Genomic DNA, 15,061 nt, shown 5'->3' with positions numbered 1-15,061 from the left:
CATCCGGGTGTGGTCCGATGAAGGCACTCAATAGCGATCCATCTCTGTTTCCAGGTGGGATGGCGAAAAAATGAACTTCAATATCACGACGCTTCTGCAACAGGTCGATCAGTTCGGCAATAACTACGTATCGCAAGCCTACCAGAACCTCGCGTCCGCCTTGACCGGCGGCGGACAGGTGGGCGTCGCCGGCCTGATGCTGACGCTGTACGTGATATTCTGGGCCATCAGCATCTGGCAGGGAACCTCGACCGGATCGGGAAAAGAGATGGTCTGGCGCCTGTTCCGCGCCTTCGTCATCTACGCTCTGGCGACGAGCTGGGGGGACTTTCAAACATATGCCTATTCGTTCGCGAATGAGACACCTTCCGCGATCGGGAACAGCCTTCTCACGAGCGTGTCGGCCAATGTGACCGGGACATCGGCCGGGCTGAACTCCGTCAACTCCGTGCAGACCGCCTTGCAAAATATCTGGGATTCGCTCGCCAACTCCACCGCTGCCTTTATCAAGAGCCTAGGGGTGTTGAACTTCGGCGGCTACGTGCTGGCGGCAATCATCCTCGTCGTCGGCGCGCTGCTCATCGGTTATGCGATCTTCCTCATCATCCTGTCGAAGATCTTTCTTTGGCTTTTGCTGGCGCTCGCCCCAGTGTTCATCATTCTCATGCTGTTCGGCTACACGACCCGGTTCTTCGCTGGCTGGATAACCGCGATCGTGCAGTACATGTGTGTGCAGATTCTGGTCTACGCCTTCTGCGCCTTCTTCATCTCGATCACCCAGACCTATTTCGACGCGGTCAACCGGTCGAACGGTGCTGCGACAACGACTTTGACCGAAGCCGCGCCGCTGATCCTGATCTGCCTCGTCGGCGTGCTGCTGCTGTCGCAAATCACCAACGTTGCCGCCTCACTCGCGGGTGGCATTGGCATTGGAACCCCTTCGTTTGGACGGTTCTACGGCGGTGCTTTCGGAGCGATGGGCCAAGCCGGTCAGCGGACGCTGATGGGACGCATGGGCTGGAGCACGCGGCAGGAACGTTTGGCGGGTCGCGAGCGGGCGCGCGTGAGCCTCGCACAAAGAAGATACGAGAATTCAGCGGAATATGCGCGGCTTTCGCGAAAGCTGACGGATCCCGCATAGTTTTGGGGCACCAATGAGCGATGTGACGGAAAGCGCTGGGGGACCGGCGAAGGAAACCGAGTCTCCATTGCCGTACTACGTGGATGCGGCAATCTGGGAAAAAGATATCGCGCGGCGCAATCGCTGGTCGCGATCTCTGGCATGGTGTGTGGCAAGCGTCGCCTCGGTCATTGCCGTGGCAGCCGTGGGCGCGCTGATCCTGGCGCTGCCGCTCAAGACCTATGAGCCCTACATGGTGGTGGTCGACAAATCCACCGGGTTTGTCGAGGTGAAGCGGCCGCTGGCTGACGGTCCTTTGCAGCAGGACGAGTCGATGGGGATGTTCGATATCGTCCGTTATGTGAAGGCTCGCGAGACCTACGATCCGAAGGCGCTGAAGGACAACTTCGACCTCGCGCAATTGCTGAGCGCCGGCGATGCGTCGAGGGAGCTCGTCGAGCTTTTCAGCCCGGCAAACAAGGTGACCAACCCCGTCGTGCTCTACGGGCGAAACACCGTCGTGGCTGTGACCGTGAAGTCCGTGACATTTCCCAACGAAAGGACCGCCCTGGTCCGGTTCATGACGGAGGAAAAGAGCCAGGCTAACACGGTGCAGCGGCATTGGGTGTCGTTGATCCGGTTCCGCTACACCGGCGCGCCAGCCAGAAACGAGATCCGCTTTCAAAATCCGCTCGGTTTCCAGGTGCTCGAATATCGGCGCGATCAGGAGACGGCGCCGGCACCCACCCCGGAGAGCCCGCAATGAAGGTCGCCGGCATCCTGACGGCAATCGGGCTCGCCGTTTGCGCGGTTCAGCCGGCCCTTGCCGAACAGACCCCTCGGGCGGGATCTCGTGACAGCCGCATTCGCTTCGTCTGGTATCAAAAGGACGATGTCGTGTCGGTGCCGGCCAGCTATGGCGCCTCGACCATGATCGAATTCGGCGATGACGAGAAGATCGAAACCCTCGGCGCTGGCGACGTCCCGGCCTGGAGCATCGAGCCCAACAAGAAGGGCAATGTGCTGTTTGTGAAGCCGATCGAAAAGAATGCGGGCGGCAACCTCAACGTCCTGACGAACAAGCGCAGCTACGTGTTCTTCCTCAACGGCGAGTTTCGGCCGGTTGCGCAACAAGTCTATGCGATCAAGTTCCGCTATCCCGAAGAGGCGTCGGACGCGGCGCTGATGGACGAAGCCCGGGCCCGGGCAGCGCAGCCGAACCGGCAAGGCTTCAAGGCGGAAAATGCCAACTCGTCCTATGCCTATAAGGGGTCGTCGGCAAATAAGCCGCTCGTAATCTACGACGACGGCGTGAAAACCTGGTTCCGCTTCGATCCGGCAAGGGAGGTGCCGGCGATCTATGTCGTCGATAGCGAGCGCAATGAGACCCTTGTGAATTATCGCCGCGAGGGCGCGTACACCGTCGTCGACAAGGTCAATTACCAATGGACCCTGCGCAATGGCAACGAAGCAACCTGCGTCTTCAATCTGAGACTGAACAATGTAAACGAACCGACCGGGCTTGAACCTTACGAGCCGCAGCGTGTCGGCGGTGGGGCTGTTCGGAAAGTGAGGGGACCCGATGCCATCTCCCAATGAGTACAGAATGCTCGCTGAGGAGGGCACGGCGGTCGCCGCGCCAAAATTCGGCGCAAGCACATTGTTCAAGATCGCCGTGCCGCTGGGTGCGGTGGTCTTCGCCGGCTGGATGATCTATGCGGCGACGCGTGCGTCGGACAAGCCGCTGTTGACGGCGTCGGATGGCGAGGAGTTTCACACCACACAGTTTCCCGCACCAGGGCTCGATACGCCGCGTCCCCAGCTTGATAACGGGACCCTGAAAATCCCGACGGCTCCCGAGGAGCCGCCGGCGGCACCAGCACAGCCGCCGTCGACGATCGAGGCTCCCCCTCCCCCTCCGCCAGCATTGCAACCGCCTGCGGCTCCACAGCAGGTACAGGACGATTCCGAGGCCCGTCGTCTGGCTGAGGAAGAACGGCGCAGGCAGGAAGAAGAGGAGCGCCGCAAATGGGAGCGCCTGGGCGCCAAGCAGCTCGTCGTCGATAGCGGCGATACGCCTGGCAGTGCATCAGCACTGGGCGGCAATGGAACGGATGCAGCGGCGGCCGGGAACGCAGGCGAGGGCGAGGAGGACCCCAACCGGCGTTTTTTGGCACGGGCGAGCCAGAGCGGAGCGGATACATCGAAGGCCACGATGAACCCGCGCACCGACGCTCTGGTCGCCCAGGGGACGATGATCAAGGGCGTGCTCGAGACCGCGATCCAGAGCGATCTTGCCGGTATGGTTCGGGCCGTCGTGTCGGAGGATGTATGGTCGTTCGATGGTCGCAGGGTTTTGATCCCCGGTGGCTCCCGCCTTATCGGTGAATATCGCAGTGGCCTCGCAACCGGCCAAACGCGGGTGTTCATTGTGTGGACACGCCTGCTTCGATCGGACGGCATGTCGGTGCAGCTCGGTTCGACGGGCACCGACGAGCTCGGTCGCAGCGGCATGCCGGGCGAGGTCGACAACCATTATTTCGAGCGGTTCGGCTCGGCGATCCTTCTAAGTGTCGTGGGCGGCGCGACCCAGTTCATCGCCAACCTTGGCAATGACCAGAACGGGTCGAACACCAATCAGGCCTATACTGATCCGCAGACCGGACAGACGGTGACAACCCAGACGCAACCCAACCAGTACATGCAGAGCGCCCGCCAGATCGGCGCGCAACAGATTTCGCAAAGCCTCAACCGCATTGCCGAAGAGGCGCTTCGCAACTCGATCAATATCGCGCCCACGATCCACGTCGATCAGGGGTCGCGCATCATGGTGTTCGTGCGCCGCGACCTCGATTTTTCGGAGTTCTATCCGGACCCGGTACGCGAGGCTTTGAGGGAGATACGACGTGAGCGGGCAGCAAAGAACCGTCTTTCTAAATAAGGCGCTGGGGCCCGTGCGGCGCTGGCTCGACGACGAGCGCGTCGTGGAAATCTGTGCGAACGGGCCTGGACTTGTATGGGTCGAAATCGTTGGCTCCACCCATATGGAGCCCTTCGACGTGCCTGAGCTCGACCGCGCCGCAATCACGTACCTCATGGAACGTATAGCGGCATCATCCTCGCAGTCGGTCAGCGAGGAAAATCCCTTGCTTTCGGCCGCCCTCCCCGGCGGCGAACGTTTTCAGGGCGTGCTTGCGCCGGCAACCCCGACAGGGGGCGCCTTCGCGATCCGCAAGCAGGTGGTGAAGGATATGCGCCTTGAGGATTATCGGAAGCGGGGGGCGTTCGATACGATCTCCGTCCAGGATCCCGGCGACTTGAGCGAGACCGACAGCGCCCTTTGCGAATATCTCGACGCCGGCAAGATCGAGGATTTCCTCCGCTTGGCCGTGCGCGAACGTTATTCGATCTTGCTTTCGGGAGGCACATCGTCGGGCAAAACGACATTTCTGAACGCGATTTTGCACGAGGTGCCTTCGGATGAGCGGATTCTCACGATTGAGGATACGCGCGAGGTCAAACCCCACCAGCCCAATTATCTGCCCCTCGTCGCGTCAAAGGGCGACCAGGGCCTGGCGCGCGTGACCGTTGAAACGCTGCTGCAGGCGGCCATGCGCTTGCGGCCGGATCGAATCTTCCTGGGCGAGATCCGGGGAGCGGAAGCCTATTCGTTCTTGCGCGCCGTCAACACGGGTCATCCGGGATCGATCACGACGATCCATGCGGACAGCCCGGCCGGTGCGTTCGAGCAGCTGGCCTTGATGGTCATGCAGGCTGGGCTCGGGCTGAGCAAGGCGGAGATCATCGATTACGTGAGGTCGGTCCTGCCGATTGTGATCCAACAGACGCGCCGGGGCGGCTGGCGCGGAACCTCGGCGATCTGGTTCAACCGCATGACTGAGTGGAGAGCCGCCAGAAAGGTTCCCCAGAATGTCTCGCTTATTGGCTTATAGGCTTTTCCTCGGCCTCATCGGCCTCGCCGCCTTCTTTGCTCTTTGGAGCCTGGCCTACGAGCTGGTGGCGACATGGCGTTGGAATCCCGCCCTCCCTTCCGAAGGCGCCTCGCGCTGGGGGCTTGTAAAGTACCAGAACGCGCAACGCAGCCTGAGCGGCCTGTTCGTTGCCTGGCAGCATTTCAGCCAGCGCCTGGCCTATCATCCCACGCAGGGCGAGACGATCATTCGGGGCGCGATCGCGGTCGCGGTTGTCGTGGCGATCGGCGTCGCCCTGATCTTTGCAAGCCTGATCAACCGCAAGCCAATGCACTACGGCGATGCACGGTTCGGCACGATCATGGACGCCGAAAGGCAAAACCTGCTGGCAAAGCAAGGCTTGATCCTCGGCAAGATGGGTGGGGCGACCATCCGCTCGGATGATCCCGCGCACGTCCTGGTGGTCGGGCCGACCCGATCCGGCAAGGGCGTCAGCTTTGTCATACCGAACGGTTATATGTGGCGAGGATCCTCGGTGTGGTTCGATCCTAAGCGGGAAAACTTCGAGGCGTTCGGTGCGCACCGGCAGGCTCTCGGCGACAAGGTCTTTTTCTTTTCCCCCGGCGAGCGGGATTCGCATCGCTATAATCCGCTGGATTTCATTCGGCGCGATGCGCGCATGCCGACGGACTGCGCGGTGGTCTCCTCCTTCATCATCCCGGAGGCGACAGGAAGTTCCGAGATCTGGGCGCGCGCCGGCCGGCAGCTGCTTTCGGCCATGATCGGCTATGTCCTGACATCGCCACGCTATGAGGGGCAGCGTCATTTGCGAGCTGTCGCGATGCTTCTGTCGACTGGCGTGGATTTTTTGAGGGTGCTGACGAATATCCGCAATGACGAGGAAAAATATCTGCCTTCGTGGGTCGTGCAGGCGCTCAACCAGTTCATTGCGCTGGAAAAGGAAACGCGAAACTCGGCCTACTTCAACCTGACGGCGGCTCTCAACCCCTGGACCAATGATCTCGTTGCAGCCGCAACGGCGTCGACCGATTTCGATATCTCGAAGCTTCGCAAGGATCCGACGGCTCTCTTCATCGGCTGCTCGGTGGCGCAGCTCGAGGTGTTCCGGCCCATCATCAAACTCCTGGTTCAGCAAATCCATGATGTGCTGATGGCTTCCTTACCAGGCCCGGACGAGCCCTATCAGGTCCTGGTGATGATCGACGAGTTTCGCCAGCTCGGCAAAATGGAGACTATCGTTTCCAAGCTGGCTATCAACGCGGGCTATGGATTTCGCATGGTCCTGATCCTGCAGGACCTTGCCCAGCTTGACGAAGTCTATGGAAAAGCGACGCGGCAGACCACGGTGACCGCGTGCCAGGTGAAGCTTTTCATCCGCATGAACGATGTGGAGACATCGGAACATGTCTCTGTAATGCTGGGACCGACCACGATCGAGGTGCCCACACCGATCATCAGGGCTGGTCAAGGCATATTCGGGGGCCGAGACAAGAGTTTAAGTTATCAGGAAAGGCCGTTCCGGACGGCGGCGGAGCTTCGGCAAATGCCGGCGAAGCAGGCCGTGGTTCTGGTCTCGAGCCCACCTGGTTTCATGGTGCGCAAGATTACCTATTATAAGGACGCTCCCTATAAGGCGACCTACCAGGAATTTCGGCACCGGCGCCTCAAGGTTCCGCCTCTCTCCCGATGGCAGGATCTTCCGCTGCGCTCCATGGCGGACGTCGAAGCGGCGGCCAACAGTACGCTAGCGGCGCCTTTCGAGTTGCGGGAACCCGATACCGTCGAAGCGCCGATTTCGGGCGATAAAGCCTCTATCGATGCGGTGCTGCCCGCGACTGGTGCGGCGGCTGAAGGGGTTGAGCCTGTCGCGTTAAAGCCGAAAGCGAATTGCGACAGCGCGGACGCACCGCGGGCGTTGCCAAGCTCAGGCCTTCCAACGGGTGGTGAGGCTGAAGCAAAGAGCAAGGTCGCCGCTGAAGTTCCGGAGTTGAAGCCGAAGCGGACCGATCAGACGGCCGGGGATTCGCCGCGGCCGCTTCCCGCCCTTGGCCGGCGATCGGCGCCGGCAGCATCAAACACGTCCGACCCGAGTGCGTCCGAAGGCAAGGCGAGCGTCTTGCAGTTCCAGGTCCGGCCGGGAAACAAGTCCACGTCGATCGCCGCGCTGCTCGCATCGCTCGATCACGAGGTAGAGGCCGGCGCTCGTTCGCTGTCGCCGTCAGTGAATGACGAAGAGGCCGACACGGTGCCGGTGGCCGCAATTGAGGAGCTGCAGGATCAAATTAGACGTCACGGCGATCGCTAGGACAGGAAATTCAGTTGAATACAAATGCGCGATTTGTGCGTTCCGCGCCTGTGCGGGTGTGACAACACGACCAAGTGTCCCTTAATCCGATAACGGTCGCATCGAACCGTTTCCTTGTGCTCGAGGTATGTGGGCCCGCTGGAGATGATCTGGCGGGTTCGGCAATCCGGTTCAGCTGATTGCTGGCCCTTAAAATGCGATTGGTTTTCTCTCTAGCCAAAATGTATCGATACCGATACAGTGGCCGCGATGAAGGTGATTGAATGGCTCGGAAGCAGCAGAGCGGATGTTCGAGCGTTTCCTGACGATGCGCGGATAGAAGCCGGCTGGCAGCTCGAACTTGTCCAGCGCGGCGACGATCCGGATGACTGGAAGCCTATGCAGATCGTGGGGGCCGGCGTCAGGGAAATCAGGGTTCGGGAGGCATCGGGAGCGTTTCGCGTCATCTATCTGGCAACACTAGAGGACCGCGTTTTGGTGCTTCATGCGTTCCAGAAGAAGACACAGTCCACATCCAAGAAAGACCTCGATCTAGCGGCCCAACGGCTAAAACGATGGAAGGCAGAACGATGAACGTAGAAATCTATGAAAACGTCTGGGATGCCCTGGCGGACACCGAACAGGAGGCAGCAAACCTCAAAGCGCGCTCGGCGCTGCTCTACGAAATCCGTAAGGCAGTCCAGCGTTGGGGCATTCCCCAGGAGGAAGCCGCCAAGCGGCTCGGTCTGACGCGCCCTCGCACCAATGATCTGCTGCGCGGTAAGCTCGCCAAGTTCTCGCTTGACGCGCTCGTCAACATCGCCGCCTCGGCACACCTGGAGATAGAAATCCGGGTAAAGCAAGCGGCATAATCACGAGGTGTCAATCTCGACTTCCTCGGAGCACATCTTGCGTTTGAAGTGAGCGTGTGCCGAACGGAGCCCCCGCCTGGGCCCGGCTTAGGGAACAACGAACCCACGCAGTGCTGCGTGGCGAGGCGACTACTGCTTTTGCGGCTTCTGGGAATCCGGCTCTTCGCCTTCGACCGGAGCGGTGTTAATGCTCCTCGACTGCAGGCGCTGCAGTTCTTCGAGCCGTTCGCCTTTGACGATCTCGGGATCAAGCCGCTCGTTAGGATTCTGCGCCAATGCACGCGCGGCTTCGCTTGCGGCTTGTGCCTCGCGGGCTTCCTTCGCAGCGATGCTTTCGGCGTTGCGCACCATTTCGCGGTCTTGCGCAACCTGCTCAAGCGAGGTCGGATCAGCCGATCCAGCTCGTTCGTCGCGGATCTCCTGCTCGATGGCGCGGTTGCGGATCTCGCGAGCGAGATCGGCCTCAAGCCGCTCGGCCGCCTCGATCTCCTGGGCGCGATGGATCAAAGCTTCGGCGCGTGCGCCGGCAATCCGATGGGCCTGGTCTTCGCTGATATGCGTGACGCCACCTTCCTGCAGGGATTTGAGATCCGTCCGGATCGCAAGCAGCTCCATGGTGGGCGCTGCGCGCCGTAAGAACTCCGCTTTGGTCTGGCCGTTCATCATCGCCGCGGTCTTGTTAACGGTCTCGTTGATCTCTTTTAGGTTTTCCCGCATTTGGTCCGCGGTGGCATCTGAACTCATTTGAACACCCTTTCCATCTCGAATAGCGACCACAACAGTACCGGATCGGAAGGCTTGCGTCATCCGATCAATGAATTGACTCACTATCGCGTTATTCGGCTGAGAAGCAGCGGCCGAGCGCCAGTCCCGAAGGCCTGTCTGGGTGGCCTGCAGCTGGCGCGGCGAAATCGGAATCTTTATCGGGTTGGCCTTTGCGCGGTTGATCCGCTGGCGGGCTTTTTCGATGACGTGCGGGTTTGCACGGGTATAGGCGCGGTCCCGCGCCTCCCGTCCCGGCCGTGGCTTTTCGGCCGTGGCCACAATCGCCTTGTCGCGCGGACCATAGCTTTGCGAAGACGCTCGATAGGCCGCGGAGGTCGCGACGATTTTCATGCCTTGCGCTTGTGCGTGCTGGGCATAGAGCGCGCGCCATTCGCGAAGCTGGGCCGGGCCTGGTCGCAAGCGCTCACCGTCCTCACCCTTCACGGCGACGACGGCATGGACATGTATGTGGCCGCCCTCCTCGGCCATGTCGGCATGCATGCCGAAGGCGAATTTGTGATTGGGGAACTGCTCATGCAGGAACCCACGTGCGGCCCTTACCAGAGCTTGCCTGTCCTCGCCCGCCTTGGCCGACAGGATCATGTGCATGGTGTCGCGAGGCTTGTAGGAATTCAGGGTCTTGTCCCAGGACTGCGCGGTCTGCCGAACCGCCTCCTCAGACGCGATCGTGGCGCCGTCGGCGCCGATCGCGGCTCCGTCATGGGTAAGTCGCGAGAGCTGGAACACAACACCGGCTTTGCCGTGGCTGGGTTCCCCAATCGGCTTCACCGAAACGGCATCCCGCTTGACACCAAGCGCCTCGGAAATCCGCGAGGCGATCATGGCCCGGGTTGGTGCCGAGAACTGGCGATCATGCTGGCGCCGATCGGAAAGGTGAAAGCGATGCTTCACCTTCTTGTCCCCGTTCTCGCTCTCCACGACGCTGTGTCCGGCCATTGTCGAGACAACACGCGCGACGCTCGATCCGTCCTGCAATGTGTCGATGCGATAGGCGAAACCGTGGCCGGCGAAACCGGCCTGAACTGCCTGTGAAAGGCGCACGGCACTCTCCTCCCCTGCCAGCGAAAGCCGGAACGTCGCCACATCCTCGCTTTCCCGCCGCTTGTCGAAGCCCTTGCCCCACTGTTTCATTTCCTCGGCAACGGCCCCCTGCGTTGCGAGGATGCGCGCATCATGCGTTTCGAGCGCGACGCCCTCCTTCTGGATATACTGACCGATAGCGGCTGCCCTTGCGACGCCGTGCCCGTAGGAAATCACCTTCAGGACCGCCGGCTGATACCCGGCCGCCAGCTTGTCGGCAGCCGCCCTCGGCGCAAATCCGCCGGCGAGCTTCCGCCGATTCGTTGGCAGGGGGAGGTTTAGTCGCCCGGCTTTACCCCGCGGCGGCTCGAGCTCCCGGGGAGACGAGCGCGGCACCGGCGGTTCCGGGGACCGGCTTCCCCCGAAACCGCCCGCCTCCTTCCGGCCGCGAACCGTGAGCAACCAATCATCGTCATTTGCAGCGAGTGACAACATGGCCCGATTGCGGCGCTTGCGGTTCTCGTCTTCAAAAGCTGCGCTCGCGCGAATCCGATCGGCTATGGCCTGTATGGACGACTGGTCGAGGTTCACGCGCTCTCACCATCCAGCAGATGCGCCGCCTTCCGAAGTTTCAGGCCATGGGCGATCGTCATCGCCGTCAATTCGGCGTCGACGGCTTTCACCCTCTCATCCAGTGCTTCCCATATCGGCAACGCCGCCTCCATGGGGACGGCGTGGCCGGAATGAATGGCATGGAGAAGCTGGCTGAGGTTTCGGCCGACCATCCGCACTTGCGAGGCCAACGCCGCGACAGTGCGTGAATTCTCAGCCGACAGAGCGGGACCGACATTCAGGCTGGCCCGGATAATGCGCCGCAACGTCTCCGCCCGGTCAAGCTGGAACACCTTGCAGGCCTCGTCCAGGAGCGCGCCCGCCTCCGGCCCGAGATCGATCCGGGAGCGCTTTCGAGTGTCTTTCTGGGCAGCGATAGCGTCCAAAATTCCTCGCCATGGCGGATGGGCCTCCCGTCGAAGACGGTCCAGGTCAAAGCGAAGCGACGACCTGCTCAGCCAATTTGGACCCAAATTGCGTATCTTGTCAATTCACTAGACAACATTATAATAACTAAATGACTCGTCAATCCATCACCTTTTATGCCTCTCGAAACATTGCACCGATGCGCAAATTCATATTATCACGTAGACACTTATGTGCCTTCACACCTTGTCGCATCGGCGCATAGGCATAATGCAAGAAAGTCACTTTGGCGCCAAAGCGCAGAGGCGATTTGACGCCAAAGTGACACGCGAATATTGGGAGAAAAGATGCCGGAACAACGCGCGGTGCAAATCACAGTGGCCTCCCCTAAAGGCGGGGTCGGCAAGACCATGACCACCATCCTGCTCGCTGGCGAATTCGCCGCCGCCGGTCATCGGGTGACGGTGCTGGACACCGATCCGCAACTGTCCGCGGTGGAGTGGAGCAAAAACAGTCGCCGCGCCGGCTACGCTCTTTCAAACATCGACGTCATCCCCATCGGCTCGACCGACGAACTGATCGATCGGCTGGCGCAATCCGACACCGAGGACCTGCTGCTGGTGGATGTGCAGGGCACGGCCGTGGCCGCACTTGGCCCGGCCGTCGCCAACGCCGACTTCGTGTTGATTCCGACGAAAGCGCATGTCTTCGATGTCAAGCAATGCCTCGGTCTGATCCGGCACATCCGCTCACTTGGCGGACGCCACCGCGAAATTCCCTACGCGGTGATGCTCAACATGGTTTCGGGGATCGAGCACAACACGATGGCCTTCCGCACAGCCATCCAGCTGCTGCGGCAGGCCGACGCCAGCGTGCTTGAGACCTTTCTGTCGCAGCGGCCGACCTTCGCCTCGATCGCAACGGCCGGGACGCTTTACGAAGTGCAGCCTGTGAACAAAGCCGTCGAAGACGCTCGCGACCAGACGAATGCCCTGACTGCCGAGATCATCGGCAAACTGAACGGAGCCACCACGCCATGAACGAGAAAAGCGATCGGACCGCAAACCAGTTGCCGCTGCCCGCCTTAAAACCGCGTGCACGTTCGGATGATCCGTTCTCGCGCAACATGGCTGCCATAGTGGAATCCAGCATCAGCGAAACGGACAGCCTGGAGGAGCAGACGAGACCCCAGTCTGCCAGAGCGGCGAAAGCGAAGCTCGAAAGGCCAAAGGCAGACGGCGAGACAGCCCGGCTGCACACACGCATTCCGGTCTCGCAGATGATCGAGCTGCAGGTCCATTGCGCGCGCAATAGGACAACCATGCAGGAGGTGGTGCAGGACCTGATAACGGAATTCCTTGCTCGGCAGCCGAAGTAGCCAGACGCGCTGATTAGCGTCGATTTTCGTCACGACCAACCGCGTATGACTCGGCGAGGCTTCGCTACATCTCTGCGGGGAAGGCCATCACAGATGCCGCTGAACGACTGACGTACGGTTCCATCCATCACGCGAGTGAATCGATCGGCGTCCGCTGATTCAAACCAATCATTGGACGCGCGCGTCCGGCTGCGCGATTCTGTCCGCCATGATCGCGCAGCACTATCGCCTCTATATCGAACGCCGCGATGCGGATCGGAACATGGCGCGCTTCTATGCGCTGTCGATCAAGGAGACTCTGTTCGGGCAGACCTGCCTGGTCCGCCGTTGGGGTCGGATTGGAACCAACGGCCGCACGGTACAGCACTCCTTCGATACCGAGGGCGAAGCCGTAAGGCTTTTCCTCGAGCTGCTGCGTGCCAAGCGGATGCGCGGCTATCAGCCGAGGTCCGCCTACCCGACGCGCAGAAGCGATCTCGTCTGGTTGACGGGGCAGCCGCTGGGACGAGCTGTCGGGCTTTGGGTCAAGCGAGGAATTCGACGGCGTCGACGATGATTTCGGCGCTGTAGCCGCTCGATGCCCGCTCTATCCGTCCGCTTCAAGGAGTGGATACGCGCACGCACCCCGACGGACATGCCCTTGACGCTTCTGCAACGTCACCTTGATGCGCGGCCATTCGATGTCCTGCTCGTGTAGCGGTTTCGCCTTGACCACCATGCCGTCGACCGGCCGGGCGAGATGTCGCCAGCCGGAAGTCAGCGATCTTGACGCTGCCATAGATCGACAAGTTCGGGGCCGTCGCCGATGTTGCATTCAGCGCTCCCGCCGCCCGCGCCAGCGCAGGTGAAAAACAGGGCAACTCCTGCCCCCTGGGACTTAACGCTTTGCTTTCCGCCAACCAGCGGCCACCGCCTCTTCCTCGCTGCAGAACCACCGCTCTCCCTTGCTGGTCGTGATCACGGTGCGATCGTAATACTGTTGGCCGGGCATGTGATAGATGTGCTCACTGCGAGCGTTGATGTTGCCCTTGATGTTGCAGGCACTGGGCGACGCAGCGAGCAGCGGAGCGATCGCCGATGGCTGTTCATTGTCGGCGCGATGCTCGGCACGCCAATCCCAAGGCGCTTCAAACGTTCCTGCCCAGATGCCAACCTTTGCCGCCTTAGCCTTCTCCTGTAGCCTGGCGTAGGCACCTTGGCTGTATTTCGGCCAATCAAGAGCTTGGCCGTTCTCGACCATCCAGACGGCGACGCTGACCCCATCGGCCCGGCTACAATTGCCGACATAGCGGCCGTAGCGATCCCATGACACAAACATGCACTGGGTTGGTCGGGAGGCGGCGAGAAAGGCATCGAGAGCGGCGGCAGACTTGACGCCACATTGATACTGGAAGCCATTGGCGTCGTCGCACTGCTGTGCTGACTCCGGTGCATCGATACCCTTGAAGCGAATGCGCTCGCCATGGATCTCGATCGTGTCGCCGTCGATCACAGAGGAGACGCCAGCAATTGCCACCGGGCTCGGCCTGATTAAATTCTGCAGATTGATGTCCGGCAGCAATCCGCTGCTATGCATGACAAACTGAGACACCAAAGCGGAAGCCGCAGCTACGGTCACCCAGACCAGCCGCATCGGCACGTTGGACCAGCGTCGTACCAGCGAGCGTCTTGCGCCAGTGCGCTTGCGCCACGGGCTCGACCGATCATCGTAGCGGGATTTATCCAAGCCCCTTCTCCCCGGCGGGGAGAATGCGCTCTGAATACACGGAAAGTCCAGAATCTTATCGGAGCCGCTCAACGGCTCGCCCGTCGTGAAGTAGAAGGGACGTTGCCGCTCTATCTGTCATGAGACGGCTCTGGATTTGCTCAGTCGGGCGGCACCATGGCGAGCGCGCACGAGAGTGGGCAAGGCTCGTGCAGCGACCGGCGCAGCAGGCCGCACGGAGGAGCCGAAACGCGTCAGCATTTTGGTGAGGCCGTCCGGCCTTGCGGCGGCCCGAAAAGCCGTAGGCTCAGGTGGGAACAGAGGGGGACACCGGACGATAGGGGCCCGCCTCGGTTTTGCGATGCCGACGGAGCAGCACGTCCGAAAGGCGACGCTTCTTGCTCCGTCCGTCTGCCGGCGTTCGTTTGGGAACGGCCGAAGGCCCCGCCTTGCGGCGGAGCCCTCGTCGAGGCGATCAGTCCCGGTTGGGGCGAGACCAGATCAGTTGCAGGCCTTCCTCGCCTTCCACCTCGATCAGGGTGGCGTAGATCGGAGCGGGGAAGCTCGGGTCGTCCAGCTTGACCGAGAGGTAGTCGCGGCCCTCGTTGGAGACCTTCTGCCAGGCGGCTCCGAGATCGACGCTACCCGAGTAGACGCGGAAGTGAGGGCCTTTGTCGGAAGGGTTCTCGACGCGGATCAGCTTGGCTTTGACGTTGAGGTTGAGGGTCTTGATCGCTCCGGAAAAGCCGGAGTTGCCGTTTGAGGTGAAAGTGCCGATGGTAGCCATTTGTCGTCTCCTTGAGTTTCTCGGGCCGCGACCACCGCGACCTCGATGGCGGTCGAAAGACCGGAGGCGATCGGCCCGCACCCACCGGGGTCCCCATTGCGCGTGCGCAATGGGGTGGTCCTTAGGGCCGGAACGACAGTGAAGGGCAGCCAGGGCGCGGCTTTCTTGTTCCGCGCGG

15 protein-coding genes are annotated in these 15,061 nt (G+C 61.2%); 11 read left to right on the top strand and 4 right to left on the bottom strand.

The features are described from left to right. Nucleotides 1-70 precede the first annotated feature (70 nt). The 8 genes from J1C56_RS28715 to J1C56_RS28680 all read left to right on the top strand — a co-directional run bounded on the left by J1C56_RS28715 (nucleotide 71) and on the right by J1C56_RS28680 (nucleotide 8,229). On the top strand, nucleotides 71-1,141 hold the full coding sequence (locus tag J1C56_RS28715; protein WP_214393376.1) for a TrbL/VirB6 family protein: 1,071 nt from the start codon (nucleotides 71-73) through the stop codon (nucleotides 1,139-1,141). A 13-nt stretch (nucleotides 1,142-1,154) separates the two neighbouring features. Next, complete coding sequence (locus J1C56_RS28710; protein WP_214393375.1) at nucleotides 1,155-1,886, top strand: VirB8 family type IV secretion system protein; 732 nt, start codon at nucleotides 1,155-1,157, stop codon at nucleotides 1,884-1,886. Next, complete coding sequence (gene virB9, locus J1C56_RS28705; protein ID WP_214393374.1) at nucleotides 1,883-2,719, top strand: P-type conjugative transfer protein VirB9; 837 nt, start codon at nucleotides 1,883-1,885, stop codon at nucleotides 2,717-2,719. The genes J1C56_RS28710 and virB9 overlap by 4 nt, the downstream gene beginning before the upstream one ends. Before the next feature lie 7 nt (nucleotides 2,720-2,726). Next, nucleotides 2,727-4,061 (top strand): type IV secretion system protein VirB10, encoded by a 1,335-nt coding sequence (virB10, locus tag J1C56_RS28700; RefSeq protein ID WP_246592080.1) that lies wholly within the window; start codon nucleotides 2,727-2,729, stop codon nucleotides 4,059-4,061. Continuing rightward, nucleotides 4,027-5,073, top strand: coding sequence for a P-type DNA transfer ATPase VirB11 (virB11, locus tag J1C56_RS28695; RefSeq protein ID WP_214393372.1), 1,047 nt, complete (start codon nucleotides 4,027-4,029; stop codon nucleotides 5,071-5,073). The genes virB10 and virB11 overlap by 35 nt, the downstream gene beginning before the upstream one ends. Beyond that, nucleotides 5,051-7,378, top strand: a complete 2,328-nt coding sequence (locus J1C56_RS28690) for a type IV secretory system conjugative DNA transfer family protein (RefSeq protein ID WP_214393371.1) — start codon at nucleotides 5,051-5,053, stop codon at nucleotides 7,376-7,378. The genes virB11 and J1C56_RS28690 overlap by 23 nt, the downstream gene beginning before the upstream one ends. A gap of 249 nt (nucleotides 7,379-7,627) precedes the next feature. Then, nucleotides 7,628-7,951 (top strand): type II toxin-antitoxin system RelE/ParE family toxin, encoded by a 324-nt coding sequence (locus J1C56_RS28685; RefSeq protein WP_056567608.1) that lies wholly within the window; start codon nucleotides 7,628-7,630, stop codon nucleotides 7,949-7,951. Continuing rightward, nucleotides 7,948-8,229, top strand: a complete 282-nt coding sequence (locus tag J1C56_RS28680; RefSeq protein WP_056567605.1) for a helix-turn-helix domain-containing protein — start codon at nucleotides 7,948-7,950, stop codon at nucleotides 8,227-8,229. The genes J1C56_RS28685 and J1C56_RS28680 overlap by 4 nt, the downstream gene beginning before the upstream one ends. A 129-nt stretch (nucleotides 8,230-8,358) precedes the next feature. Here J1C56_RS28680 and J1C56_RS28675 read toward each other — a convergent pair whose 3' ends face one another. Both J1C56_RS28675 and J1C56_RS28670 read right to left on the bottom strand, forming a co-directional pair. Continuing rightward, complete coding sequence (locus tag J1C56_RS28675; RefSeq protein ID WP_214393370.1) at nucleotides 8,359-10,626, bottom strand: relaxase/mobilization nuclease domain-containing protein; 2,268 nt, start codon at nucleotides 10,624-10,626, stop codon at nucleotides 8,359-8,361. Continuing rightward, nucleotides 10,623-11,033: a hypothetical protein gene (locus tag J1C56_RS28670; protein ID WP_246592078.1), complete on the bottom strand. Its 411-nt coding sequence runs from the start codon at nucleotides 11,031-11,033 to the stop codon at nucleotides 10,623-10,625. Before J1C56_RS28670 ends, J1C56_RS28675 begins: the two co-directional genes overlap by 4 nt. A gap of 327 nt (nucleotides 11,034-11,360) precedes the next feature. Here J1C56_RS28670 and J1C56_RS28665 point away from each other — a divergent pair, with 327 nt between their 5' ends. From J1C56_RS28665 to J1C56_RS28655, 3 genes are all read left to right on the top strand, one after another. Beyond that, nucleotides 11,361-12,053 (top strand): ParA family protein, encoded by a 693-nt coding sequence (locus tag J1C56_RS28665; RefSeq protein WP_214393369.1) that lies wholly within the window; start codon nucleotides 11,361-11,363, stop codon nucleotides 12,051-12,053. Continuing rightward, on the top strand, nucleotides 12,050-12,391 hold the full coding sequence (locus tag J1C56_RS28660; RefSeq protein ID WP_214393368.1) for a hypothetical protein: 342 nt from the start codon (nucleotides 12,050-12,052) through the stop codon (nucleotides 12,389-12,391). Before J1C56_RS28665 ends, J1C56_RS28660 begins: the two co-directional genes overlap by 4 nt. Before the next feature lie 208 nt (nucleotides 12,392-12,599). Then, on the top strand, nucleotides 12,600-12,947 hold the full coding sequence (locus tag J1C56_RS28655) for a WGR domain-containing protein (protein WP_214393367.1): 348 nt from the start codon (nucleotides 12,600-12,602) through the stop codon (nucleotides 12,945-12,947). Nucleotides 12,948-13,268: 321 nt separating this feature from the next. Here the strand turns inward: J1C56_RS28655 and J1C56_RS28650 are convergent, their stop codons facing one another. After that, the gene (locus J1C56_RS28650) at nucleotides 13,269-14,117 is read right to left on the bottom strand and encodes a thermonuclease family protein (protein ID WP_246592076.1); all 849 of its coding nucleotides are present in this window, start codon (nucleotides 14,115-14,117) and stop codon (nucleotides 13,269-13,271) included. A 454-nt stretch (nucleotides 14,118-14,571) separates the two neighbouring features. Then, a complete protein-coding gene (locus J1C56_RS28645) occupies nucleotides 14,572-14,883 on the bottom strand; it encodes a DUF736 domain-containing protein (protein ID WP_027054589.1) in 312 nt (103 codons plus the stop codon). Nucleotides 14,884-15,061: the final 178 nt, after the last annotated feature.

This window comes from Aminobacter anthyllidis, from assembly GCF_018555685.1.
GTDB lineage: Bacteria > Pseudomonadota > Alphaproteobacteria > Rhizobiales > Rhizobiaceae > Aminobacter > Aminobacter anthyllidis.
Note: the sequence above shows the minus strand (reverse complement) of the source record. Positions and strands in the feature narration are given on the sequence as shown.